The 24,687-nt window shown below is 61.1% G+C and carries 24 protein-coding genes; 13 read left to right on the top strand and 11 right to left on the bottom strand.

The window, feature by feature from the left end; all coding sequences use genetic code 11:
- Positions 1 to 137: 137 nt before the first annotated feature.
- On the bottom strand, positions 138 to 1,058 hold the full coding sequence (locus AC3IT9_RS25430) for a histone deacetylase family protein (RefSeq protein ID WP_150726989.1): 921 nt from the start codon (positions 1,056 to 1,058) through the stop codon (positions 138 to 140).
- Positions 1,059 to 1,137: 79 nt separating this feature from the next.
- Between AC3IT9_RS25430 and AC3IT9_RS25425 the strand changes: the two genes are divergently transcribed.
- From AC3IT9_RS25425 to AC3IT9_RS25415, 3 genes are all read left to right on the top strand, one after another.
- Positions 1,138 to 1,707: a GNAT family N-acetyltransferase gene (locus AC3IT9_RS25425; protein WP_150755011.1), complete on the top strand. Its 570-nt coding sequence runs from the start codon at positions 1,138 to 1,140 to the stop codon at positions 1,705 to 1,707.
- A gap of 104 nt (positions 1,708 to 1,811) precedes the next feature.
- Positions 1,812 to 2,681 (top strand): acyl-CoA thioesterase II, encoded by an 870-nt coding sequence (gene tesB / locus AC3IT9_RS25420; RefSeq protein WP_046041726.1) that lies wholly within the window; start codon positions 1,812 to 1,814, stop codon positions 2,679 to 2,681.
- The gene (locus AC3IT9_RS25415) at positions 2,678 to 3,271 is read left to right on the top strand and encodes an HAD family hydrolase (protein WP_489271289.1); all 594 of its coding nucleotides are present in this window, start codon (positions 2,678 to 2,680) and stop codon (positions 3,269 to 3,271) included. The genes tesB and AC3IT9_RS25415 overlap by 4 nt, the downstream gene beginning before the upstream one ends.
- Before the next feature lie 142 nt (positions 3,272 to 3,413).
- Here the strand turns inward: AC3IT9_RS25415 and AC3IT9_RS25410 are convergent, their stop codons facing one another.
- The 3 genes from AC3IT9_RS25410 to AC3IT9_RS25400 form a co-directional block, all read right to left on the bottom strand.
- Positions 3,414 to 4,373, bottom strand: coding sequence for an alpha/beta hydrolase (locus AC3IT9_RS25410; protein ID WP_151214164.1), 960 nt, complete (start codon positions 4,371 to 4,373; stop codon positions 3,414 to 3,416).
- Positions 4,374 to 5,267 carry a KPN_02809 family neutral zinc metallopeptidase gene (ypfJ, locus tag AC3IT9_RS25405; protein ID WP_489271288.1) on the bottom strand — a complete coding sequence of 298 codons (894 nt, stop codon included), beginning with the start codon at positions 5,265 to 5,267 and terminating at the stop codon, positions 4,374 to 4,376.
- Positions 5,268 to 5,493: 226 nt separating this feature from the next.
- A complete protein-coding gene (locus AC3IT9_RS25400; protein WP_489271287.1) occupies positions 5,494 to 7,215 on the bottom strand; it encodes an FAD-dependent oxidoreductase in 1,722 nt (573 codons plus the stop codon).
- A 175-nt stretch (positions 7,216 to 7,390) separates the two neighbouring features.
- On the opposite strand from AC3IT9_RS25400, the gene AC3IT9_RS25395 reads away from it, so the two are divergent.
- The 4 genes from AC3IT9_RS25395 to AC3IT9_RS25380 all read left to right on the top strand — a co-directional run bounded on the left by AC3IT9_RS25395 (position 7,391) and on the right by AC3IT9_RS25380 (position 11,316).
- A complete protein-coding gene (locus AC3IT9_RS25395; RefSeq protein ID WP_489271286.1) occupies positions 7,391 to 8,167 on the top strand; it encodes an IclR family transcriptional regulator in 777 nt (258 codons plus the stop codon).
- A 241-nt stretch (positions 8,168 to 8,408) separates the two neighbouring features.
- On the top strand, positions 8,409 to 9,464 hold the full coding sequence (locus AC3IT9_RS25390; RefSeq protein ID WP_150755006.1) for a Gfo/Idh/MocA family protein: 1,056 nt from the start codon (positions 8,409 to 8,411) through the stop codon (positions 9,462 to 9,464).
- Between the two features lie 2 nt (positions 9,465 to 9,466).
- Positions 9,467 to 10,282, top strand: a complete 816-nt coding sequence (locus AC3IT9_RS25385; protein ID WP_489271285.1) for a sugar phosphate isomerase/epimerase family protein — start codon at positions 9,467 to 9,469, stop codon at positions 10,280 to 10,282.
- 155 nt (positions 10,283 to 10,437) lie between these two features.
- Positions 10,438 to 11,316, top strand: a complete 879-nt coding sequence (locus AC3IT9_RS25380) for a DMT family transporter (protein ID WP_008052441.1) — start codon at positions 10,438 to 10,440, stop codon at positions 11,314 to 11,316.
- Positions 11,317 to 11,446: 130 nt separating this feature from the next.
- Here the strand turns inward: AC3IT9_RS25380 and AC3IT9_RS25375 are convergent, their stop codons facing one another.
- Complete coding sequence (locus AC3IT9_RS25375) at positions 11,447 to 12,784, bottom strand: MFS transporter (protein WP_150726998.1); 1,338 nt, start codon at positions 12,782 to 12,784, stop codon at positions 11,447 to 11,449.
- Between the two features lie 268 nt (positions 12,785 to 13,052).
- Here AC3IT9_RS25375 and quiC point away from each other — a divergent pair, with 268 nt between their 5' ends.
- Positions 13,053 to 14,954, top strand: coding sequence for a 3-dehydroshikimate dehydratase QuiC (quiC, locus tag AC3IT9_RS25370; protein ID WP_489271284.1), 1,902 nt, complete (start codon positions 13,053 to 13,055; stop codon positions 14,952 to 14,954).
- A 102-nt stretch (positions 14,955 to 15,056) separates the two neighbouring features.
- Entirely contained in the window at positions 15,057 to 15,734 is a 678-nt protein-coding gene (locus AC3IT9_RS25365) for a TetR/AcrR family transcriptional regulator (RefSeq protein ID WP_150727000.1), read from the top strand.
- A 55-nt stretch (positions 15,735 to 15,789) separates the two neighbouring features.
- On the opposite strand, the gene AC3IT9_RS25360 is transcribed toward AC3IT9_RS25365, so the two are convergent.
- The 3 genes from AC3IT9_RS25360 to AC3IT9_RS25350 all read right to left on the bottom strand — a co-directional run bounded on the left by AC3IT9_RS25360 (position 15,790) and on the right by AC3IT9_RS25350 (position 18,142).
- Positions 15,790 to 16,644 carry a shikimate dehydrogenase gene (locus tag AC3IT9_RS25360; RefSeq protein ID WP_489271283.1) on the bottom strand — a complete coding sequence of 285 codons (855 nt, stop codon included), beginning with the start codon at positions 16,642 to 16,644 and terminating at the stop codon, positions 15,790 to 15,792.
- 5 nt (positions 16,645 to 16,649) lie between these two features.
- A complete protein-coding gene (gene aroQ, locus AC3IT9_RS25355) occupies positions 16,650 to 17,090 on the bottom strand; it encodes a type II 3-dehydroquinate dehydratase (protein ID WP_150727002.1) in 441 nt (146 codons plus the stop codon).
- A 140-nt stretch (positions 17,091 to 17,230) separates the two neighbouring features.
- Positions 17,231 to 18,142, bottom strand: a complete 912-nt coding sequence (locus AC3IT9_RS25350; protein ID WP_489271282.1) for a LysR family transcriptional regulator — start codon at positions 18,140 to 18,142, stop codon at positions 17,231 to 17,233.
- A gap of 226 nt (positions 18,143 to 18,368) precedes the next feature.
- Here AC3IT9_RS25350 and AC3IT9_RS25345 point away from each other — a divergent pair, with 226 nt between their 5' ends.
- Complete coding sequence (locus AC3IT9_RS25345) at positions 18,369 to 18,797, top strand: DUF4160 domain-containing protein (RefSeq protein WP_150755000.1); 429 nt, start codon at positions 18,369 to 18,371, stop codon at positions 18,795 to 18,797.
- Positions 18,794 to 19,264 carry a DUF2442 domain-containing protein gene (locus AC3IT9_RS25340; RefSeq protein ID WP_150754999.1) on the top strand — a complete coding sequence of 157 codons (471 nt, stop codon included), beginning with the start codon at positions 18,794 to 18,796 and terminating at the stop codon, positions 19,262 to 19,264. The genes AC3IT9_RS25345 and AC3IT9_RS25340 overlap by 4 nt, the downstream gene beginning before the upstream one ends.
- A gap of 30 nt (positions 19,265 to 19,294) precedes the next feature.
- Here AC3IT9_RS25340 and trmA read toward each other — a convergent pair whose 3' ends face one another.
- Both trmA and AC3IT9_RS25330 read right to left on the bottom strand, forming a co-directional pair.
- Complete coding sequence (gene trmA / locus AC3IT9_RS25335; protein WP_150757765.1) at positions 19,295 to 20,374, bottom strand: tRNA (uridine(54)-C5)-methyltransferase TrmA; 1,080 nt, start codon at positions 20,372 to 20,374, stop codon at positions 19,295 to 19,297.
- A complete protein-coding gene (locus tag AC3IT9_RS25330; RefSeq protein ID WP_008050771.1) occupies positions 20,371 to 21,666 on the bottom strand; it encodes an NCS2 family permease in 1,296 nt (431 codons plus the stop codon). Before AC3IT9_RS25330 ends, trmA begins: the two co-directional genes overlap by 4 nt.
- A 222-nt stretch (positions 21,667 to 21,888) precedes the next feature.
- Here AC3IT9_RS25330 and AC3IT9_RS25325 point away from each other — a divergent pair, with 222 nt between their 5' ends.
- A complete protein-coding gene (locus AC3IT9_RS25325) occupies positions 21,889 to 22,335 on the top strand; it encodes a DUF4879 domain-containing protein (protein ID WP_489271281.1) in 447 nt (148 codons plus the stop codon).
- 68 nt (positions 22,336 to 22,403) lie between these two features.
- Positions 22,404 to 22,955 (top strand): DJ-1 family glyoxalase III, encoded by a 552-nt coding sequence (locus AC3IT9_RS25320; protein WP_489271280.1) that lies wholly within the window; start codon positions 22,404 to 22,406, stop codon positions 22,953 to 22,955.
- Positions 22,956 to 22,960: 5 nt separating this feature from the next.
- Here AC3IT9_RS25320 and AC3IT9_RS25315 read toward each other — a convergent pair whose 3' ends face one another.
- A complete protein-coding gene (locus AC3IT9_RS25315) occupies positions 22,961 to 24,211 on the bottom strand; it encodes an MFS transporter (RefSeq protein ID WP_489271279.1) in 1,251 nt (416 codons plus the stop codon).
- Between the last annotated feature and the right edge of the window lie 476 nt (positions 24,212 to 24,687).

Here is a 24,687-nt window from a genome sequence, read left to right as displayed (position 1 = left end):
GGGTTTAGAGGTGTCTTTGAAGGGTGGTTAAAAAACAGTCAGTGTTCTGTAGCCTATACGCCGTGTGGGCTGCAGGCCCTTTCACTCAGGTTATCCACAGGCAGTTCCACAGGCATTGTGGGTAAAGCATCCACAGCTCAATGACAACCTGATGACTGCCAGACGCGCTGCGCGCTGTGATGGAGGATGCCGTGACGACGGGCCAGGGCCTGGCGGTCCTTGCTGTAGCCGCCGCCGATTACCCCGACCAGCGGAATGTCGCGGCCAAGGCAATGGCGCATCACGCTTTCATCGCGGGCGGCGACGCCTTCGTCTGTCAGCTTCAGATAACCCAGGGCGTCGTCCTTATGCACATCGACCCCGGCGTCATACAGCACCAGATCCGGTTGGTAGAGCGGCAGCAGGTAGTTGAGTGCATCGTCCACCACTTTCAGGTAGTCGGCATCACCCATGCCGTTGGGCAGCGGAATGTCCCAGTCACTTTCGGCCTTGCGCGCAGGAAAATTCTTTTCGCAGTGCAGGGAAACGGTCACCGCCTCCGGAGTGTTGTGCAGTATTCGTGCAGTCCCATCACCCTGATGCACGTCGCAATCGAAGATCAGCACCCGATTTACCCGACCACTTTCCAGCAGGTAATGGCTGATCACCGCCAGGTCATTGAAGATGCAGAACCCGGCCGGGTAGTCGTAGTGCGCATGGTGGGTGCCCCCCGCCAGGTGGCAGGCCAGGCCATGCTCCAGCGCCTGCTCGGCCGCCAGCAACGAACCGCCGACCGCCCGCACCGTACGCCGGGCCAGGGCTTCGTTCCAGGGCAGGCCGAGGCGGCGCTGGTCTTCGCGGGACAATTCGCCACTCATGTAGCGTTCTATATACGAAGGGTCATGGGCGAGAGCGAGAATCTCTGCCGGACACAGCTCCGGGCGCAACAGGTCGGCATCGCGGGTCAGGCCGCTGTCCACCAGGTGATCGCGCAACAGGCGGAACTTGTCCATCGGGAAGCGGTGGTCCGCCGGAAACTCGGGGCTGTAGTCTTCGTGATAAATCAGCGGCAGTGGCATGGTCATTTCATGTAGGAATGAGAGAAGGATCCTACCAGCGTTGTAGACTTGCGACATTGAAATGGAGAGGCGGGGCACGATGGAGCCAATACTGGAACTTGAAAGCGCTCGGCTGCTGTTGCGCCAGTGGCGCGATGAAGATTTAGCGGGTTTTGCGGCGATGTGTGCCGATCCGCAGGTGATGCGCTATTTCCCGGCAACCTTGAGCCGGCTGGAAAGCGCATCATTGATCGGGCGAATCCGTGGTCATTTCGCCGAGCATGGTTATGGTCTCTGGGCTTTGCAGCGCAAGGACTCTGGCCAGTTCATCGGATTTACCGGGCTCAACGTGGTCGGATTCGACGCGCCTTTCACCCCGGCCACGGAAATCGGCTGGCGCCTGGCCCGCGAGCACTGGGGCCTCGGTTACGCCAGTGAAGCGGCGTGGACCGCTCTGCGCTGCGGGTTCGACCGCTTGCCGCTGAAAGAGGTCGTGGCCTTCACGACGCAAACCAATCTGCCGTCGGAGAAAGTCATGCAGGCCATCGGCATGCACCATGATCCGGCGGATGACTTCGATCACCCGCGACTCGAGGCCGATCATCCGTTGCGTCGGCATGTGCTGTATCGCATCAGCCGCGAGCAATGGCTGCAAACCTTGCATGGATAACCTGACACGGACGTTTACAATGGCCCTCATGGGTAGAGTCCAGAAACTGAATCGACCGTAGCAGCCAAGGCTGCGCGGCAATGTTTTGCGTGAGGAGCATCTGAATGAGCCAAGTGTTGGATGATCTGGTCGACCTGCTGACCCTGGAACCGATCGAAGAAAACCTGTTCCGTGGCCGCAGCCAGGACCTGGGGTTTCGTCAGTTGTTCGGTGGTCAGGTGCTCGGCCAGTCACTGTCGGCGGCCAGTCAGACGGTTGAAGAGGCGCGCCATGTGCATTCGATGCACGGCTATTTCCTGCGTCCGGGCGATGCCGGGTTGCCGGTGGTGTATCAGGTTGACCGGGTGCGTGACGGTGGCAGTTTCAGCACGCGCCGCGTGACGGCGATCCAGAAGGGCCACCCGATCTTCACCTGCAGTGCGTCGTTCCAGTACGACGAGGAAGGCTTCCAGCACCAGACCGAAATGCCGCAAGTGGTCGGTCCGGAAAACCTGCCATCGGAGCTGGAAATCACCCAGCAGCGCGCGCACCTGATCCCCGAGAAAATGCGCGAAAAGCTGCTGTGCCCGAAGCCGATCGAATTCCGCCCGGTGACCGAGAAAGATCCCTACAACCCGCTGCCCTCCGATCCGGTCAAGTACGTCTGGTTCCGCGCCGACGGGGCTTTGGCCGATTCGCCAGCTCTGCATAAATACCTGCTGGCCTATGCATCGGACTTCGGTCTGCTGGTCACTTCGATGCAGCCCCACGGCAAGTCGGTGTGGCACAAGGACATGCAGGTCGCCAGCCTCGATCACGCGCTGTGGTTCCACCAGGATCTGCGTGCCGATGACTGGCTGCTCTACGCGATGGACAGTCCGTGGGCCGGCAACTCCCGTGGATTCTCCCGTGGCAGCGTGTTCAACCGCGCCGGACAACTGGTGGCCTCGGTCACCCAGGAAGGCTTGATCCGTCACCGCAAGGATTGGGCATGAGCCTGGCAGACGTGCGTCACTGGGTGTTCGACATGGACGGCACCCTGACGGTGGCCGTGCACGACTTCGCGGCGATTCGCGTGGCGTTGGCGATCCCTGCCGAACACGACATCCTGACCCACCTCGCCGCGCTGCCGGCCGATGAAGCCGCAGCCAAACATGCGTGGCTGCTGGAGCATGAGCGGGACCTGGCCCTCGGTTCGCAACCGGCACCGGGTGCGGTGGAGTTGGTGCGAGAACTGGCCGGGCGTGGTTATCGCCTGGGCATTCTCACGCGCAATGCCCGGGAGCTGGCACATGTCACGCTGGAGGCCATTGGCCTGGCCGACTGCTTTGCGCTGGAGGATGTGTTGGGCCGAGATGATGCACCGCCCAAGCCGCATCCGGGCGGGTTGCTGAAACTGGCCGAAGCGTGGAAGGTGCCGGCGAGCGAGATGGTGATGGTGGGTGATTACCTATTCGATCTCGATTGCGGGCGAGCAGCGGGTGCGCGCACGGTGCTGGTGAATCTGCCGGATAATCCATGGCCGGAATTGACCGATTGGCATGCGGCGGATTGTGTTGAGTTGCGGCAGATGCTGTTGGCTTGAAGAATTTGTCGCCTGATAAATCGCCATCGCGAGCAAGCTCGCTCCCACAGTGGTTCTCTGGTGATACTCGATATCGAGTCCGCACAGACCTATTGTGGGAGCGAGCTTGCTCGCGATGGCGTCAGATCAGACACTGCAAAACCTACTGCCCAAACAAAGCCTTCTGCCCCTGCGGCGATGTAAACATCCCATCCCCGTCATGCCCGACCCCGGGTACTTCAATCAGTTGCTGCTTCAACCCTTGCGGTTGCAGCCGCTTCAGATAATCGAAGTAAAAACGCCCGCGGGCCAATCGAGACGGCCCTTGCGCCTTGGCCTCACAGCTTTTATCCAGCGCCGGATGATTCGGATCGATGTCCTGCTGCCCCAGCAGATAAACGACTTCACGCTTTAGGTAACTTTCCTGCAACTGCGCGGCAGTTTGCCCTTCGGCGTAGGCCGGTAAATCCGCCAGCCCGTACTTCCAGCGATTGAAGTTCGGGCAACCGGCGTGGCTGAACGCCACGGGCCGGCGCTCATCGAAATAAGCGTAGGAGGACGGATTGGCGATCACGTAGCGCACCTGCACGCCGGCCGCATCGAGGTCGGATTGTGCGTGACCGAGCAATGCATAGCGCTGAACCACCTGCGCGCCGCCGGAGTGCCCGGCGATGACGATTTGCTTCACCTCCGAAAACTGCTGACGGTCACCCAAGCGGGCGATGATTTCGTCGAGCGCCGCGTAGGAACTCAGCCGAAACGGCGCCGTGGATTCGCCGCCGGCCATCCATTCATTGCCTTGCCAGCGCAAGACTGTTTCGGCCACCGGATGGACCGCAACGTCGGTTTCATTGAGGAATTGCGGGGCGATCACCAGGGTCGTTGCGCTTTGCCCGGCCAGTTCGGCCGCGTGCTCAGCGCTCTGCAGATAGGTTTGCGCATTGCGCAAGCGACCGTGGAGGATGATCAGCACCCGTTCGATTTTTGCCGGGGCGGGGCTGATGCCCACCGCGATTTCGCCTGATTTCAACAGCAGGCGCCCTGAGCTGAGCTCCTTGACCCCCTGCTCGGCGGCCTGGGACGTTGCGCAAGTAAACAGAACAACCAATAACCACTTCTTCATTTACAGATTTTTCGTCGCAAAGGTATCGCACTGGCTTACCTGGCCTTGGGCGAAACCGGTTTTGAACCAGCGCACCCGTTGCGCCGACGTACCGTGGGTGAACGAGTCCGGGACCACGCGGCCCTGACCCTGCTGCTGCAAACGATCGTCACCGATGGCGTTCGCTGCGTTCAGTGCTTCTTCGATGTCGCCCGGCTCCAGCCAGTTCAGGCGCTTCTGCGCATTATTGGCCCAGACACCGGCCAGGCAATCGGCCTGAAGTTCCTGGCGAACCAGCAAACCACCGTCGCCCTCCATCTGCCGGCCCTGCTGGCGCGCTGCCTGAATTTTCGCGGAAACCCCAAGCAGGGTCTGCACGTGGTGTCCGACTTCGTGAGCAATCACGTAGGCCTGGGCGAAGTCGCCCGCGGCGGAAAAACGTTGGGACATCTCCTGGAAGAACGCCATGTCCAGGTAGACCTTCTGGTCGGTGGGGCAATAGAAGGGGCCGGTCGCCGAGCTGGCCAGACCGCAGGCCGAATTCACGCGATTGCTGAACAGCACCAGGGTCGGGTCCTTATATTGGCGGCCTGCCTGCTGGAAAATTACGCCCCAGGTGTCCTCGGTATCGCCGAGGATCGAGCGCACGAATTCCGCGCTCTCATCGTTGACCGGCGGTGCCTGGCGACTCTGGTTGGTGGCGGGTGTCGATTGCTGGTCCATTTGCCCGGTCAGTTGTCCGAGGATCTGCAGCGGATCCTGGCCGGTGATCCAGCCGATGCCGACGATCAGGAGGATCGCCGTCAGGCTCAGGCCTTTGCCACCGCCAAAACGCATGCCGCCGCCACCGCCGCCAACATCATCGCCACGGGCGTCGACCACGTTGTCGCTGCGTCGGCCTTTTTTCCATAGCATGTGGGAATCCTCTTCTGTTCCGGGTAAAGCTCCGTGCGATGAGTGTTGCTGCCAAGTGGGAGCGGCGCCAGTCCGGCCGTCCGTCTTTTTTTCGCGCACAGGTTGATTCCCGGCTACCCGTGAAGGGCTACCGAGAAGGTTTCAGGCTTGTATTGAACACGGATAACCCATCGAATTCCGTCGGGCGATGGGTTTTTATCTTGAAGGCGATCGCCGGTCTTGCGGATTATTCATAAGCAGTGACGCCTGCGATGTGGCGCGCGGCGATGTAGCCGAAGGTCAGCGCCGGGCCGAGATTGATGCCGCCAGCGGGGTAGTGACCGCCCATGATGCTGGCCATGTCGCCGCCCGCCGCGTACAGGCCGGCGATGGGCTGCGCCGCGTCATCCAGGACCTGGGCATGTTGGTTGACCTTGAGCCCGGCGAAGGTGCCGAAGCTGCCCGGCTGGACTTTCACGGCATAGAACGGGCCTTGTTCGATCGGCGCGACGCATGGGTTGGGTTGTTGCAGTGCGTCACCCTGCTTGCGGTTGTAGGGCGTGGAACCACGACCGAACTGCGGGTCCTCACCGTTGCGCGCGTGGCGGTTGTAGTCCGACACGGTGCTGCGCAAGCCAACCGGGTCGATGCCGCAGGCTGCAGCCAATTCCTCAAGGGATTCGCCGGTTTTCAGATAGCCGCTGCGGATGAAGGATGCCAGCGGCACCGGAAATGGCCGAGAGATGCCCAGGCCATAACGACGTTGAAAACCATGGGTGCAGATCAGCCACGACGCCACTTCTTCACCCGGCGGGGCGGCGGCGACCATGGCCGTGACGTAGTCGTAGTAGCCGTTGGCTTCATTGACGAAGCGCTGGCCGTTGCTCAGCACACCGATGATGCCGGGTTTGCCCCGCTCGATGATGTGCGGGAAGTGTCCCGTGCTGCCGTCGCTGTGCGGCACTTGCGAAACCGGCGCCCAGGCGACGGCGGACGCCATGTCGCTGTTGACCCGGGCACCGACACTTTCGCCCAGGCGCAGGCCATCGCCGCAAACGCCGAGGGGCGGCAAGGCCAGATGCTCATGCCCGGTCGGTGTGCGGGGGAACAGTGCCTTGCGACGTTCGATGTCATTGGCGAAACCACCGGCCGCGAGCACCACGGCCTTGCGTGCATGGATGCGCACCAAGCCTTTGGCGGTGCTGATCACCGCACCTCGTACCTGATCATTCTCGCGCAGCAATCGGGTCACGGGCGCTGATTCCCAGAGCAACACGCCGAGGTCATCGGCGGATTTCGCCAGGCGCGCCACCAAGGCCACACCGTTGACCAATTGCATCGCCCGGCCATGCATGGCGAGGTCGAACAGATGACGGCTGAAACGCCGCGTAACGTGCCAGGCCGCCGACAGCGAGCGGGTCAGGTTGAGGAATGCCGTGAGGTCCGCCCCCCCCATGATTGGCATGCCCATGAACGAAGTTTCCCGCATGGTTTTGCGCAGACGCTTGAGCAGTGTGCCGACTTTTCGTGCGTCGTAGGGGGCGGCGATCACCGAGCGTCCACCGGTGCCGGCCCCGGGCGTGTCGCCATGAATGTCGGCAATGGCGTTACCGTCGGAAAATTGCAGCGAGGTGTGCTGCTCGAAGAACGACACCATCCGCGGGCCGGCTTCCAGGAAAGCGTCGATCATTGCCGGATCAAAACGCTCTCCCAGTTCGTGTTTCAGGTAAGTGCGCGGCAGTTCAACGTCTTCGACGATGCCTGCGCGTCGGGCCAGCGGGTTGCAGGGCACCCAGGCCCAGCCACCGGACCAGGCCGTGGCGCCGCCGAACACCGGGTCCTTTTCTACCACTATGACTTTCAGCCCGTGCCACGCGGCGGTCACGGCCGCCGACAGTCCCGCCGCACCGGAGCCAACGATCAGCACATCGCAGTCGATGTCGGGAAGAAAGTGCGCTTCGGCAGGCATTGTTTGAACTCCGGTGCTTTATCGTTTTGGAATCTGGTTCCAGAAAATATAAGAGTCAGGTAAAGCCGAACAAGTCTGGAGGGCGTAAAGCGGGCGGTTATCGAACGGTCAGTTCCAGATTTCGCATTCGTGCGGTTGTCTTCTAGAATCGAGCAAATTTTGCGTGGAAGTGACCATGGCCGGCAGTCAGATCGAACGTGTTTTCAGTGTGCTCGAAAGCCTCACCAGCGATCCCCGTGGCCTGCCGATGCAGACCCTGGCGGAGCAACTGGACATCCCCAAGAGCGCGACCCATCGCCTGCTGGCCGAGCTGATCCGCCTCGGTTATGTGCGGCAGAATCCGGATAATTTGCGTTATCACCTCTCGACCAAATTGGTGGCGATGGGCTTCCGTTACCTGTCGAGCAGCGGTGCCGACATCGTGCAGCCGGTGCTTGACCGCCTGGCTCTGGAAACCGGCGAACTGGTGCGTCTCGGGGTGATCGACGGCGAGCGTCAGACCTGGATCGCCAAGTCCCAGGGTGCGCGCTCCGGTCTGCGTTACGACCCGGACATGGGCCGCGATGCGCCGTTGTTCTACACCGCCTCGGGGCATGCGTGGCTGGCGTGCATGAGCGATGCCGAAGCCTTGTCGCTGGTGGAACGGCAGGGCGCGCAGGTGCCGGAACATGTGGGGCCGAACGCGCCGCGCTCGAACATCGAATTGCTCGAGCGCCTGCGTCTGGCGCGGGAGACGGGCTACGCCTGGGTTGAGGAAAGTTCGGCGGTCGGCACTTCGGCGATTGCGGCAGTGGTGCGCCATCCCGCCGATGGACGGGTGATCGGGGTGCTCAGCATCGCCGGGCCGAGCGCACGGATGCCGGGGGCGCGGCTGCATGAGCTGGCGCCGTTGTTGCTGGCGTACACCGAGGAGTTGAGTGCAGCGAGTTTGGCGTCGGAGTTGTTCAACTAAGGCCTGTGCAAATCGACTGTGGGAGCGGGCTTGCTCGCGAATGCGGTGTGTCATGCGATCTGGATGGCGACTGGCACACTGCATTCGCGAGCAAGCCCGCTCCCACATTTTGAACAGCGTTTAACTTGAGAAGCTGTGCGCTGTTCGAACACTTTCAGGACAGGTCTGTGTAAGAATCTGGAACCAGGTTCTAAATTATTGGAATTCATCGCTCCAATAACACTCACAAGAGGACCTCATCTTGAATTCGCCACTTCGCATCGCCCTGATCGGTGCTGGCAACATGGGCCAGCAGCACTACCAGCATCTGCAATCCCTGACTGAAGCAACGTTGTGCGCCGTGGCCGATCCCGGACCGCAGGCGGCCAGTCTTGCGGCGCAATGGGGCGTAGCCTGTTTCGCCGATCATCGTCAGATGCTGGAGCAGGTGAAGCCAGACGCAGTCATCGTCGCCAACCCGAACACGCAGCACGTCAGTACGGCCCTCGATTGCCTCGCGGCTGGCGTGCCGGTACTGCTGGAAAAACCGGTGGGCGTGCACCTGGATGAAGCCCGGGAGCTGGTGGCTGCCTCGAAGGCCAGCGGCGTTCCGGTACTGGTCGGACATCACCGCCGGCACAATCCGCTGATCGTCCGCGCCCACGAACTTGTCCACAGCGGCGCATTGGGTCGGTTGACCACGGTCACAGCGCTCTGGCAGTTGCGCAAGCCCGACAGCTATTTTGAAACACCCTGGCGCCGCGAGGCTGGCGCGGGGATGTTGTTGACCAACCTGATCCACGACCTCGATCTGCTGCGGCATTTGTGCGGTGAGGTGCGTCAGGTTCAGGCCATCACCAGCAATGCCATTCGCGGGTTTGCCAACGAAGATTGCGCGGCAGTACTGCTGCAATTCGACAACGGTGCACTGGGCAGCCTGACCGGCTCCGATGCGGTGGCGGCACCCTGGAGTTGGGAGCTGGATTCGGGGGAGAACCCGGTGTATCCGCGTCATCCTGATCAGCCGTGCTACTTGCTGGCCGGAACGGGTGGGGCGCTGAGCATTCCGCAGCTTAAACGCTGGCACTACAACGAAGTCGATGGCGGCTGGCATCAACCGTTGCTGGCAACCCAGGAAAGCTTCAGTGCCGATGAAGCCCTGCGTCTGCAGTTGCAGCACTTCGTGCGCGTTGCGCGCCGGGAGGTCGAGCCGCTGGTGAGTGCCGCCGATGCCGCGCGTACGTTGGCGCTGATCGAAGCCATCCGCGAAGCCGCCGAAACCGGGCGTGCCTGCACGCCATCCTTGATCGAGGGTTGAGCATGAGCGAGCGTATTCTCTCCCTGGCCAGCCTGACCGTGCTGGAGTTGTCGCCGCCCGACATGGTCGAGGTAGCCGCGCGGTCCGGTTACAGCCATGTCGGCTTGCGTCTGGTACCGGCGACCCCGGAGGAGCACCATTTTGCCTTGGTGGCCGACCACGAATTGCGGCGCCAGACCCTGGCGCGTCTGCGCGATACCGGTATTCGGGTGCTGGACGTCGAAATCCTGCGGCTCAAGCCGGAAACCGTCGTCGCCGATTTCGAGAAAATCCTGGCAGTGGGTGCCGAGTTCGGCGCCAGTGAGTTGCTGGTGGCCGGTAACGATCCGGACGAGCAGCGGCTGACGCAGCATTTTGCCGAACTCTGTGATCTGGCGGCAGCCTATGGGTTGCACCCGCATCTGGAGTTCATGCCCTGGACCGATGCGCGCAATCTTCAACAAGCCGCGCGTATCGTGGAAAACGCCGGGCGTGAAAACGGCGGCGTATTGGTTGACGCCTTTCACTTCGACCGCTCTGGATCGCGGTTGGAAGAACTGGTCAAAGTTGCCCCCTCACGGTTACGGTATGCACAGTTGTGTGACGTCGCAGGACCACGGCCGGCCGACATGGCGGAGATCTTGCGTCAGGCGCGTAACGAACGGCGTTTCCCCGGCGATGGCGATTGTGACCTGCCGGGGTTGTTGCGCGGTTTGCCGGCTGACATTCCGTTGAGCCTGGAGATTCCCACCGTGCAGTTGCTGGAGCAGGGCGTGAGTGGATTGGACCGGGCGCAGATGGCGCTGGATAAAACCCGGGAATTGTTGGCGCGGTTGTAAGCGCTGCTGCGCACCTATCGCTTGGAGGAGCGAGCTTGCTCGCGATGGACGTGAGGGCGCCGTGTTTGTCCAGGCGGCCATCATCATCGTTGACGACCATCGCGAGCAAGCTCGCTCCTACATGTGATGCTTTTGACTTCAAGTAAGGAAACCCAATGACCGTCAGCACCCCGCTTTCCGGCGTCAATCAGCCCTTCAAAGGGATCCTGCTGATCGTTGTCGCAACCTTCCTGTTTTCCAGCCACGACGCCTTTTCCAAATACCTCTCCGGTTTCTATCCCATCGTCATGGTGGTCTGGGCGCGTTACGTGGTTCACACCTTGCTGATGGCCGGGATTTTCCTGCCGCAGTCCGGGCTGCGGGTGCTGCGTACCAAACGGCCATTGCTGCAGGTGATCCGGGCGCTGTGCCTGCTGGGCACCAGTCTGTTTTTCACCACGGGGCTGATGTACATCCCGCTGGCCGAGGCCACGTCGGTCAACTTCCTCGCGCCGGTGCTGGTCACCGCGCTGTCGGTGCCGCTGCTTGGCGAACGCGTGACGCGGGGACAATGGCTGGCGGTGATTTTCGGTTTCAGCGGGGTGCTGATCATCGTTCACCCCGGTGGTGATCTGTTTACCCCGGCGGTGTTGCTGCCGTTCTGCTCGGCGTTGTTTTTCTGCTTCTACCAATTGCTGACGCGCAAGCTCAGCGAGATCGACAGCCCGACCACCAGCAACTTCTTCGCCGGCTTGTGCAACACGCTGGTGATGAGTGCGCTGGTGCCGTTCTTCTGGCAGACGCCGAACCTGGTGCATGGCGCGATGATGCTGGCGCTGGGGGCCTGCGGGATGACGGCACACCTGTTCCTGACCCAGGCGTTCCGCCTCGCGGCACCGGCACTGCTGGCACCGTTCAGCTATTGCCAGATCATCTTCGCCGGCCTGCTGGGCTGGCTGCTGTTTTCCCACACGCCGACACTGACCACCGTGCTCGGCATTGCCGTGATCTGCTGCAGCGGGTTGGCAGCGGCCTGGCAGCAAAGCCGACGGTAAAAGCCCAGCGATGAAAGACCTGTGGGAGCGAGCCTGCTCGCGAAGGCGATGTATCAGACAACATCAATGTTGAATGACAATCCGCTTTCGCGAGCAGGCTCGCTCCCACAGGGAGGCATTGCGGCGATCTTTAGTCAGTGACGGTCGGAATCTTGCGCGGTGCCATGAAGTACATCCAGATCAGCGCAATGAAGTACATCGCCGGAATCATGGTGAACAGCACGGTGTAGTTGTTGTTGGTGATGGTCAGGATGTGGCCGACCAGTTGGGTCATGAACATCCCGCCAATCGCCGCACACATGCCGCCGAAGCCGAACACCGTACTCATCATGTGCTTGGGCGTGTAGTCCATCACCAGGCTCCAGATGTTCGCGGTCCAGGCCTGGTGCGCGCCGATGGCCAGGGAGATGGCGGCCACCGCGACCCACAGGTTGCTGGAGCCGGCCGCCATGATCACGCCGATGATGCAGCAGGCGAACAGGAACATGGACATCAGTCGCGCCTTGATCGGGTTGACGCCGCGACCGATCAGGAACGAGGAGAGGATGCCGCCGCCAACGCTACCGAAGTCGGCAGTGAGGTAGATGATGATCAGCGGGATACCCATCTGGGTGACGTTGATGCCCAGGTTGTATTGCTGGTTGAGGAATGGCGGCAGCCAGTACAGGTAGAACCAGAACACCGGCGCGGTGATCGAGTAGGCGAGGGCGAAGGCCCAGGTGCCACGCATGCGCAGGATTTTCGAGAACGGCACGCGGGTTTGTTCAGGTTCGACTTCGTTCTGGATGTAGTCCAGTTCCGACTGTTTGACGCTTGGGTGGTCTTCCGGGTTGAAGTACTTCAGGCCCCAGAACAGCAACCAGATCCCGCCCAGTGCCGCCATGCACAGGAACGCGGCCTGCCAGCCCCAGACGTGCAGGATCAGCGGCAGCAGCATGGGTGTGAACATCGCACCGACGTTGGTGCCGGCGTTGAAAATGCCGGTGGCCACGGCGCGCTCGCCGGCCGGGAACCACAGGCGGGTGGTTTTCACGCAAGCCGGGTAGTTGGCCGCTTCGGTCAGGCCGAGGATGAATCGGCAAACCATGAAGCCGACCGCCGAAGTGGCCAGGCCGTGGGCGCCGGTCGCCAGGCTCCAGAGCAGCACCGCGCAGAAGAACACGCGCTTGACGCCGACCCTGTCGATCAAGCGGCCTTGCAGCACGAAGCCGATGGCGTAACCGACCTGGAACCAGAAGTTGATGTTGGCGTAGTCCATCGCCGTCCAGCTCATTTCCTTGGCCAGGATAGGCTGCATCACGCCCAGGGCGGCGCGGTCGATGTAGTTCAGAGTGGTGGCGAAAAACACCAGTGCCAGCATCCCCCAACGGGTTTTGCCGACAGCCATGGCGCCGCGAATTTTGTCGCCGATGCCACCGGCAGTGACGTTCATGGCCGGAGCCATGCGTGAGCTTTGGGAAGGAATCATGTGTACCACCCGTTTTTTGAATTTGTTATTTGGTGTTTTGGACATCGCGACCGGTGTTGCGTGTCCGGACTTAATGTGAGGACGATGTTGGGCAGTGGACAAAAAATCGTCAATTCGCTAATCACCATTTTGTTCGATAATCGAACACAAAACTAACTGGGTAGTACACTTTAAATTGCTCAATGCACCGACCGGCTCAATAATCCCCTCACTCTTTTAAAAGCGGCGCAAATTCCCTGTAGCCGAAGCCTCCACCGGGAGCCGAAACATGCAGCGTTCCATTGCCACCGTATCCTTGAGCGGTACCCTGCCGGAAAAACTCGAAGCCATTGCCGCCGCCGGTTTCGACGGCGTCGAGATTTTCGAGAACGACCTTCTCTACTACGACGGTAGTCCACGGGAAATTAAACAGATGTGCGCCGATCTCGGGATCGCCATCACGCTGTTTCAACCGTTCCGCGATTTCGAAGGCTGCCGTCGCGATCGCCTTTCACGCAACCTGGAACGCGCCGAGCGCAAGTTCGACCTGATGCAGGAGCTGGGCACTGACCTGGTGCTGGTGTGCAGCAACGCCTCGGCCGAGTCCATCGGTGATGAGCGGATTCTGGTCGACGACTTGCGACTGCTGGCTGAGCACGCCGGGGCACGCGGCCTGCGTATCGGTTACGAAGCGCTGGCCTGGGGCCGGCATGTGAGCACCTGGCAACAGGTGTGGAACATCGTGCGTCAGGCCGATCACCCAAGCCTTGGCGTGTTGCTGGACAGCTTTCACACCTTGTCGCTCAAGGGCGATCCAAGCGCTATCGCCGAGATTCCCGGGGACAAGATTTTCTTCGTACAAATGGCTGACGCGCCGATCCTGGCCATGGACGTGCTGGAGTGGAGCCGGCATTTTCGCTGCTTCCCGGGTCAGGGTGAATTCGACTTGCCGGGGTTCCTCGCGCCAATCATCAAGAGCGGCTACACCGGGCCTTTGTCGCTGGAGATCTTCAACGACGGTTTCCGCGCCGCGCCGCCACGGGCCAACGCCGCCGACGGCTTGCGTTCGTTGCTGTACCTGGAAGAGAAGACCCGCGAGCGCCTGGCGCAGGAAGCCAAGCCTGCGGCCAACTCCGAGATTCTGTTCGAAACGCCCAAGGCCAGTGAGTACAACGGCATCGAGTTTCTGGAGTTTGCCGTGGACGAAAGCCTCGGCGCCAAGCTCGCCCATTGGCTTGAGCGACTGGGTTTCGTCAAGGCCGGGCAGCATCGTTCCAAGAGCGTCAGCCTGATGCGCCAGGGTGATATCAACCTGATCCTCAACTCCGAGCCTTACTCGTTCGGTCACAGTTTCTTTGAGGCCCACGGCCCTTCATTGTGCGCCACCGCCGTGCGGGTCAAGGACAGCGCCAGCGCGCTGGCCCGCGCCGTGGCCTATAAGGGGCAACCCTATCGCGGGCTGGTCGGCCCCAATGAACTGGAACTGGCGGCGGTGCGTGCCCCGGATGGCAGCCTGATCTATCTGGTGGACCAGGATGCCGACGTCTACGGCACCGACTTCAATCTGCTGGCGGATGCGCCGGTCAGCGGCGGCCTCAAGCGCATCGACCACATGGCCATGGCGCTGCCGGCCGACAGCCTCGACAGCTGGGTGCTGTTCTATAAGAGCCTGCTGGATTTCGAGGCGGACGATGAAGTCGTGCTGCCGGATCCTTACGGTCTGGTGAAGAGCCGGGCCTTGCGCAGCCGGGACAGTTCGATCCGCCTGCCACTGAACATTTCCGAGAACCGCAACACTGCGATCTCACACGCGCTGTCGAGTTATCGCGGCTCCGGTGTGCATCACATCGCGTTTGATTGTGATGACATCTTTGCCCAGGTCAGCCGTGCAAAAGAGGCGGGCGTGCCGCTGTTGGATATCCCGCTCAACTACTACGATGACCTGGCGGCGCGGTTCGATTTCGACGACGAGTTCCTCAGCGAACTGGCCTACTACAACGTGTTGTACGACCGCGACGCCCAGGGCGGTGAGCTGTTTCATGTGTACACCGAGCCGTTCGAGGGGCGATTCTTCTTCGAGATCATCCAGCGTAAAAAAGGTTATGCCGGCTACGGCGCGGCCAACGTCGCGGTGCGCCTGGCGGCCATGGCCAAATCCCGTAGCGGCGCATTGCGCCAGGCGAAGTTGTAGGAAATTCGTAAACGCGGGATTAAACGTGGGCTGCGCGGCTTCCTTCACCGTGCCGCGCAGCCCATAATCGCCAGCCTGTGCAGTGATGGCCGTGAGCCCGCAATGACAATGACCTCAGAACTCCCCGCAGCCTCCGTAGAACCTGGTACCGAGCCGCGCAAGAGTCGCAAGAACAATCCGGAAAAGACCCGCGAAAACATCCTGCAGGAGGCGATTGTCGAATTCGTCCAGCAGGGGCTTTCCGGGGCTCGCGTCGATGCCATCGCCGAGCGCATCCACACCTCCAAGCGCATGATCTATTACTACTTCGGCAGTAAGGAGCAGCTCTACGTCGAGGTGCTGGAGAAACTCTACGGCGATATCCGCAACACCGAAAATCGCCTGCACCTGGCGGAACTGGCGCCGATCGAAGCCATTCGGCGGCTGGTGGAGTTCACCTTCGATCACCATGATCGCAACGTCGATTTCGTGCGCATCGTCAGCATCGAGAACATTCACAACGCCGAGTACGTGAAGCGCTCCGATGCGATCAAGGCGATGAACAACACCATCCTTGATTCACTGGGCGAGATTCTGCGTCGCGGCGCCGAGCAAGGGCTGTTCCGTACCGGGCTTGATCCGCTCGATGTGCATCTGCTGATCAGTTCGTTCTGCTTCTATCGCGTCTCGAACCGCCACACCTTTGGTGAGATTTTTCAGATCGACCTGCCGGACGAACGCATCAAGCAGCGTCATCGGGAGATGATTTGCGAGTCGGTTCTGCGGTACCTGCAAGCCTGAATCCATAGCGGGCAAACACCGATCCTGTGGGAGCGTGGCTTGCCCGCGAAGCTTTTCAGTCATTCATGCTCTGGAAATGCTCAAGCATCCGCTGGGCATCCGGCACCACGCCGCTGAACAACTCGAACGCCTTCACCGCCTGAAACACCGCCATGTTGCCGCCGTCCAGCGTCCGGCAACCGAGAGCGCGGGCGTTGCGCAGCAGTTCGGTTTCCAGCGGGAAGTAAACGATCTCCGCTACCCACAATTCGGCCCGCAGCAACTCCACCGGCACTGGCATGCCCGGCAGCTTTTTCATGCCCATCGGCGTGGTGTTCACCAGGCCATCTGCCAGGGCCATGGCGTTCGGCAGGTCATACCCGGCAACCGCTCGAGCGACGCCGAAATGCTGATTGAGATTGTCCGCCAGATCCTGGGCGCGGCGGATGTCCACGTCAAAAATGCTCAGCTGTTGTACGCCTTCGCTCAACAACGCATGGGCCACCGCCGCACCTGCACCGCCGGCGCCCATCTGTACGACACGCTCAACGACAACGCCTTTCAAACCCCGGCGAAAACCTTCGGCAAAGCCCAGGCAATCGGTGTTGTGGCCGATGCGTTTGCCATCCTTGAGCACCACTGTGTTGACCGCACCGATGCCGCGGGCCTCCGGCGAGAGTTCGTCGAGCAGCGGGATGATCGCCTGTTTGCATGGAAAGGTGATGTTCAGCCCGGTGAAGTTCATGCGCTCGGCAGCCATCAACAGGTCGGGCAGGGCGTTGCTGTCGAGTTTCAACTGATCAAGATCAATCAGGCGATAGAGGTAGCGCAGCCCTTGGGCATCGCCTTCATGCTCGTGCAGGGCCGGTGTGCGGGAAGCCTGGATGCCGGCGCCAATCAGCCCGGCCAGTATCACGTGGTTCTGAGTCACGGCGATCACCCCTTCAAACGATGACTGAAGTGTTCCAGCGCCAGGCGATAGCCATGACTGCCAAAACCGGCCAGCACGGCGGTGGCAATGGCTGAAACGAAGGAATGGTGGCGGAAGGGTTCGCGGGCGTGGACGTTGGACAGGTGGACTTCGATCACCGGCAGTTCGCTGGCGACCAGGGCATCGCGGATCGCAACGGAGGTGTGGGTCCACGCGGCAGGATTGATGACGATCCCGGCGCAGCGACCGCGGGCGGCGTGAATCCAGTCGAGCAATTCGCCTTCATGGTTGGTCTGGCGAAACTCCACTGCCAGGCCGAATTCTTCGGCGGTACGTGCGCACAGGACCGAAATGTCTGCCAGGGTTTCGTGGCCGTAAGTCGCCGGTTCACGGGTACCGAGCAGGTTCAGGTTCGGGCCGTTGAGCACCAGAACGATAGGGGACATCGGAATCTCTCCACTTATTATTTTTGGAATCGGCCGAGGACTTCAGCCTGTGGAGATAAATTGTACTAACTAGTTAATTTGGTCAATTGAAGTGACGACGCACAGGCTGTTTGTGGGCGGTGATCGGACACTTTCGCAGGTCAGTGCGGTAGGTGCTCCACAAGGAAATCGATAAACGCCCTCAAGCGCAGCGGTACATGGCGACTTTGCGGGTACAGCAAGGTAAACGGCCGCGAGCGCCCGCCGTAGGGCTTGAGCACTTCCACCAGCGAGCCGTCGGCCAGTTCCTTTTCCACGATAAAACGATAGGTCTGAAACAACCCCGCCCCGTGTTTGGCCAAGGTGACACCGCCCAGCACATCGTCGGAACAGCTGAGGCTGCCCTCGGCCAGAATCTCCCGGGGCACACCCTCATCGTTGAACAGCCAGGCAATGCGCCGGCCGCTGCTGGGCAATTCGTACTGGATGCATTCGTGGTTTTCGAGGTCGTCGAGGGTTTGCGGAATGCCGGCCCGTTTCAGGTAATCAGGGCTGGCGATCATCACCAGGGCGGCATCTTCCAACGGTCGGGCGATCAGGCCGGAATCCGGGATGGCTCGCACGCGAATCGCCATGTCGTAGCCTTCGCCGACGAAATCGATGTTGCGATTGCTGATGTGCGACTCGACCTTCACCGCCGGATAGCGCGCCCGAAATTCGGGCAACAAAGGCAGGATTCGATGATGCGCGTAGGTGGTCGGAATACTGATGCGCAAGGTACCGGAAGGCACTTGCTGCTGGCCCATCACCTCGCGCTGGGCCTCGACCAGTTGCGCCAGGGCCTGGCGGCACTCCTCGTAATAGCGGCGGCCACTGTCGGTCAGCTTCACACTGCGGGTGGTGCGCGCAAACAGGCGCACGCCCAGGCGTTCCTCCATGCGCGACACCGAACGGCTCACGGCCGCGGGCGTGACGCCCGCCACCAGCGCCGCGGCAGTAAAACTGCCGGCCTCGGCGGCCAGGCAAAACAGCTCAATGCTGCCCAACTGAAGATCGTCGAATTGTCGCTGCATGATTGATTACACCGGGGATCAGATGAGGGAGCTGGATCAGTATTTATCAGGTGCCAGCGCCGTAATGAAAGGATTTCTTACCATTTTGCGTGGTGTTCCGCAGAGCCGGATAACGCCAGGACGCTAGTCTGGGGACGGAAGTAATGATTCGACGGCCAATGCCAGCGGTCGGGTTTTCCAGAGAATGTCGAATCCTCGGATTCATTAACCTAACGGATGGGTTAGCATGAAGGTATGCAATTACAAAGGACTGTCGGTAGTGATCATGTTGCGAGACGAGCATTGTCCGCCTCATGCGCATGTGGAGGCGGGTACGTGGAGTGCGAGATTCAGGTTCAGCTTTTGGCACAACGGTGTCGAGCTCTGGGATGTAGTTCCGCTATCGCGTCGGCCACCGTTGGCGGTGCTTGAGGGATTGCGCCAATCGCTCCAGCAACCTGCCCATTTGCGGCGCGCCCGGGGCATCTGGTGGCGAAAATTACAAACAGCCTGTCTTGATAATCAACTGTGGGACTGGCAAAGCAACGAAGTCGTTGTGGTGAAAAGGGTTGTCAGTACCACCAATATGATTGGATCGGCTTGCTACGAACCTGAATCGAACAAGACGTTGCTGTCCCTGATAGGTGCACAGGAAGGTGTGGAGATCGAATTATGAAAACGATAAAAGCCAAGGTTCAGGTCGATAGTCCCGTTACGGAAAGTAGCCTGGACAAAGCCATTGAACGTGGCGAACTACGTAGAAAAAATAGCCTGCAAGCGACAGCGGTTACCTACCTGGCCCCCTGTCTGGCCGTCAGCTTCGAAGACGGCAGCGGCGTATTGTTGCCCGTGGCCAACTATCCGGAGTTCGATGATTTTGAGGGCGGGGACTTCGCCAGTCTGACTGTCGGCTACGCGGGTACTGCCCTGTGCCATGAAGGTAAGGACCTGCATGTATCCATCGCCGGGATGATTTCTGCGAGCAAGCCGCTGATGGCCATGGCGGCCTCGGTCGTCGCTTCGCGCAATGGTCGCCAGAGCAGCGCCGCAAAGTCTGAAGCCGCGCGGGCCAACGGCAGGAAAGGCGGGCGCCCGCGCAAGGTCGATGTTGTCTTGCAGGTACCCACAAAAAAGCCGTCGTGAAGACGGCTTTTTTGTGCCTGGCAGGCGCCATCAACGCCGGGTCAGCATCACCCCGGATTCCATGTGATGGGTCCACGGGAACTGGTCGAACATCGCGCATTGGGTGATGCGGTGGGTGTCGTGCAGTTGGGCGATGTTGGCTGCCAGGGTCTCCGGGTTGCAGGAGATGTACAGGATGTTGTCGAAGCGCCGGGTCAGCTCGCAGGTGTCCGGGTCCATGCCGGCACGGGGCGGGTCGACGAACACGCTGCCGAACTCGTAGCTCTTGAGGTCGATGCCATGCAGGCGCCGGAACGGGCGCACTTCATTCAGGGCTTCGGTCAGCTCTTCAGCGGACAAACGCACCAGGGTGACGTTATCCACCGCGTTTTCGCTGAGGTTGCTCAGCGCTGCGTTGACCGAGGTCTTGCTGATTTCGGTGGCCAGCACTTTGCGCACGCGGGTGGCGAGCGGCAGGGTGAAGTTGCCGTTGCCGCAATACAGCTCCAGCAAATCATCGGAGCGATCGCCAAGCGCATCGTATGCCCAGTTGAGCATCTTCTGGTTCACCGTGCCGTTGGGCTGGGTGAACGCGCCTTCGGGCTGGCGATAGCTGAAGGTGCGGCCGCCGACTTCCAGCTTCTCGACCACGTAATCGTGACCGATGACTTCGCGCTTGCCCTTGGAGCGGCCGATGATGCTGACGTTCAGGTCGGCCGCGAGTTTCGACGCCGCCGCATGCCAGTGCTCGTCCAGCGGGCGGTGATAGCACAGGGTGATCATCGCGTCGCCGGCCAGAGTGGTCAGGAACTCCACCTGGAACAGCTTGTGGCTCAGGGGCGCACTCGCTTGCCACGCTGCCTTCAGCTGCGGCATCAACTGGTTGATGCGCAGGCTGGCGATCGGGAACTCTTCGATCAGGATTGGCGTGCGTTTGTCTTCCTGGGAAAACATCGCGTAGTGACGCTCGCCGGCCTCGCGCCACAGGCGGAACTCGGCGCGCAGGCGGAAGTTTTTCAGCGGCGAATCGAAAACGGCTGGCTCCGGCGCATCGAACGGGGCCAGCAGGTCACGCAAGCGCGTGACCTTTTCTTCGAGCTGAACGGCGTAGGCCTGGGAATCAAAAGTCATGCGTTGAACCAACCCAGCTTGATCACGAACAGAATCGACAGGATCACCAGCGCCGGGTTCAGCTCACGGCCACGACCGGACATCAGCTTGATGGCGGTCCAGGAAATGAAACCGAAGGCGATGCCATTGGCGATGGAGTAAGTGAACGGCATTGCCAGCGCGGTGATCACCACCGGCGCGGCGACGGTAATGTCGTCCCAGTCTATTTCGGCCAGGCCGGATGTCATCAGCACGGCGACGAACAGCAGTGCCGGTGCGGTGGCGAAGGCCGGAACGCTGGCGGCCAGTGGCGAGAAGAACAGCGCCAGCAGGAACAGGAACGCCACTACGATGGCGGTCAGGCCGGTGCGGCCACCGGCACTCACGCCGGCGGCGGATTCGATGTAGCTGGTGGTGGTCGAAGTGCCCAGCAGGGAACCGGCCATGGCTGCGGTGCTGTCGGCGATCAGCGCGCGGCCCATTTTCGGCATGTGGCCGTCTTTGCGCATCAGACCGGCGCGCTTGGCCACACCGATCAGGGTGCCGGAGTTGTCGAACAGGTCGACGAACAGGAAGGCGAAGATAACGCTGACCAGACCGATGTCCAGCGCACCCTTGATGTCCAGTTGCAGGAAAGTCGGGGCCAGGGACGGCGGCATCGACATCACGCCGCCGAATGGGGTGAAGCCCATCACGATGGAAATGATGGTCACCACCAGAATGCCGATCAGCACTGCGCCGCGCACGGCAAGGGCTTCGAGGGCGACGATCAGGGCAAAACCGAGGGTGGCGAGGATCGGAGCCGGTTGTTTCAGGTCACCGAGGCCGACCATGGTCGCCGGGTTGCTGACCACGATACCGGCGTTGTGCAGGGCGATCAGTGCCAGGAACAGGCCGATGCCGGCGGCAATCGCCGAGCGCAGCGGCAGCGGGATGCTGTTGATGATCCATTCACGGATGCGGAAGATCGACAACAGGAAGAAGCACACCGCCGAGATGAACACCGCCCCCAGCGCCACTTGCCAGGTATGGCCCATGTGCAGGACCACGGTGTAGGTAAAGAAGGCGTTCAGGCCCATGCCCGGTGCGAGGGCGATCGGGTAGTTGGCGATCAGGCCCATGGTCGTCGAGCCGATGGCGGCGGCCAGACAGGTGGCGACGAACACCGCGCCCTTGTCCATGCCGGTCTCGCCGAGGATGCTCGGGTTGACGAACAGAATGTAGGCCATGGCCAAAAAGGTCGTGACGCCCGCAAGAATCTCGGTCCGCACGTTGGTGTTGTGTGCCTTGAGTTGAAACAGCCTTTCCAGCATGTCTGCTCCCCGTGGCGCGCCGGGCGCCGTGAATGTATCGACCTCAACAGCAAAGCACAGGCAGCAGAGCGCGCCTGGAAATTACTGTGGGCCGGAAAAAGCCGCGCATCATACCAGTAGCTTGGGAATATGGCTGCTTTGGCGGTGATCGTCGTCGATGTTTTGCGACAAAGCCAAGTGCGCCATACTGCGCGCTGGTTTTTTGGGGTGGATGGGTCCTGCATGAAAAAGCGTCTGGTTGCCGCCTTCGGAGCATGGGTGGCGTTGTTTCTCGGGACTCAAACGGCCGTGGCGGCCTCTGCTGCGCCACTGACGCAATTGAAAGTACTCAAAGTCGCGTCGCCGTCCTGTGGTGTCGAGAACATCGACGAAGGGCAAACCCGGACGCGCTGCGATCACAATGGCCCGAACATCACGGTGTACGTGTTGGAGGTGGGTTACGGGCGTGAGGCCCATGTCGCCCTCGACGGTTTCGAGGTGAACGGCACACGGACGCCGGTTTGCGCATTCAAGAACGGCAACCTGACCAGTTGCACCCCCGGGGAAAAAACCGTCGGCTATTTGTACGCCCTCACTCTGGCGGGCAAGCAGGAAGGCACGTTGACCTTCAGCAATACCTCGATCAACGCGCCCGGCAACACGATGTCGACGCAGCTTTACATCAAGTAAACACACGCCTCGAACAAGGGTCGGGAAAGCTGACTACGCTTAAAAGATCATTCCGTGGACAATACCTGATGACCTTTAGAGCCTTGATTGCCCTTGCCGAGGGCACCGACGACCTGCAAACCGTGACCCTGATCGACGTACTGCGCCGCGCCAAAGTAGAAGTGGTGGTGGCCAGTATCGAAGGGCGGCGCATGCTCACCTGCGCCCGCGGCACTCGCCTGACGTCCGATGCGATGCTGGTGGACTTGCTGGCGCAACCCTTCGACCTGATTGCCTTGCCGGGAGGTGCGGTGGGTTCGCAGCACCTGGCAGCACACCAACCCCTGCAACAATTGATCAAGGATCAGGCGTCAGCCGGTCGCCTGTTCGCCGCCATCGCCGAAGCGCCCGCCGTGGCGCTGCAGGCCTTTGGCGTATTGCGTCAACGGCGCATGACCTGCCTGCCCTCGGCCAGTCATCAACTGTCGGGCTGTACTTTTGTCGATCAACCGGTGGTGGTCGACGGCAACTGCGTCACGGCCCAAGGCTCAGGCGCCGCTTTGGCGTTTGCCCTGGCGCTGGTGGAGCAACTCTGCGGTAAAGCCATCAGTACAGCGGTGGCGGGGGAGTTGTTGGTTTAGCCTGCTTAGACTTTCGCCTCTTCCTTCGCTTCATCTTTAGCCACGCGCATGCGATCGCGGCTCGCCAGTGTCGGGAACAGTTTGACCCAAACCCCGGTCACTACCAGCGTGCCGATCCCGCCCATGACCACAGCTGGCACAGTACCAAACCAATGGGCGGTCAGGCCTGATTCGAATTCACCCAACTGGTTCGAAGCACCAATGAACAAACCGTTCACGGCGCTGACCCGACCGCGCATTTCGTCCGGGGTTTCCAGTTGAACGAACGAGGCGCGGATCACCATGCTGATCATGTCTGCCGCGCCCAACACCACCAACACCGCCAGGGAAAACCAGAACGAGGTCGACAGGCCGAAGGCGATGGTTGCCACGCCGAAGATGCCCACGGCGGTGAACATCACCCGCCCGACGTTGCGCTCCACGGCAAACCGCGCCAGGAACAGCGACATCAGTAGCGCGCCCACCGCCGGTGCCGAGCGCAGCAGGCCCAGCCCCCACGGGCCGGTCAGCAGAATGTCCTTGGCGAACACCGGCAGCAGCGCCGTCGCACCACCCAATAGCACCGCGAACAGATCGAGGGAGATCGCCCCGAGAATGTCCGGACGACTGCGGATAAAGCGAATACCCGCCAGCAGTGAGTCCAGAGTGGCCTTGCCCTTGTTCAGCGGGGTTTGCCGGGCCGGCAGGTTGAGCATCAGCGAACAGGCGATGACATACAAAAGCACCGTCGGGCCATACACCCAGACGCTGCCGAAGGCGTAGAGCAAACCGCCGAGGGCCGGGGCGACGATGGTGGCTGATTGCTGGGCCGATTGCGCGGCGGCCACCGCACGGGGAAACAGCCCGCTGGGCACGATACTGGGCAGCAGGGCCTGGGTGGTCGGCATTTCAAAGGAACGGGCGGCACCGAGCAGGAAGGCCAGGATAAAAATCATTTCCCGGGTGACATGGTCGGTCGCGCTGCCGATGGCCAGCGACAGGGCGATCAATGCCTGCAGGGACTGGCAGATCGCCGCCACCTTGCGCCGGTCATAGCGGTCGGCGACGTGCCCGGTGTGCAGCATGAACAGCACGCGCGGGGCGAACTCGACCAGGCCGACAAGGCCCAGGTCGAGCACGTTGCCGGTCAATTGATACAGGTTCCAGCCGATGGCCACGGTGAGCATCTGGAAGCCGCTGGCGGTAAATACCCGGGCCAGCCAGAACGCGAGAAAAGGGCGATGGTGACGTAACAGCAAGGGCTCTTGGCTGGGCATCTGCGGCAAAATCTGGGGGAGAGGGGAACGGCGAGATTATCACCAACCTGTAACAGAAAGTTGCCGTGTCAAAAAATTTAGTTAGCCAGACACCTATCTTGAAAACACAGCAGGCACTGTGGGAGCGGGCTTGCCCGCGAAGGGGGCGGCACATTCAGCATTGATGTCGACTGACACGCCGCTTTCGCGAGCAAGTCGAATCGTCGCACCGCCGCTCCCACAGGAGAGATATGTTGCAGCTGATGACAAAGGCCATGAGGCAACTTGTCACGCGGCAAAAGACCACGCGGTTCATCCCCGAAATTGGGACTACTCTTTCAACGTTGATTGATCCAGGTCAAAACCCGCAAAAGGAATTGATCCGGCGGCCGCAAGGCCAGACTCCCTGCGTTGTGATGCGTGCCAAAAAAAGAACAAGCAGAGATTCGCCACACTCCATACCCGTGGGGGCCGTGGGTGCAGGCTTTAAGCCAGCA

It is taken from the genome of Pseudomonas sp. KH_046_1 (assembly GCF_057839025.1).
Note: the sequence above shows the minus strand (reverse complement) of the source record. Positions and strands in the feature narration are given on the sequence as shown.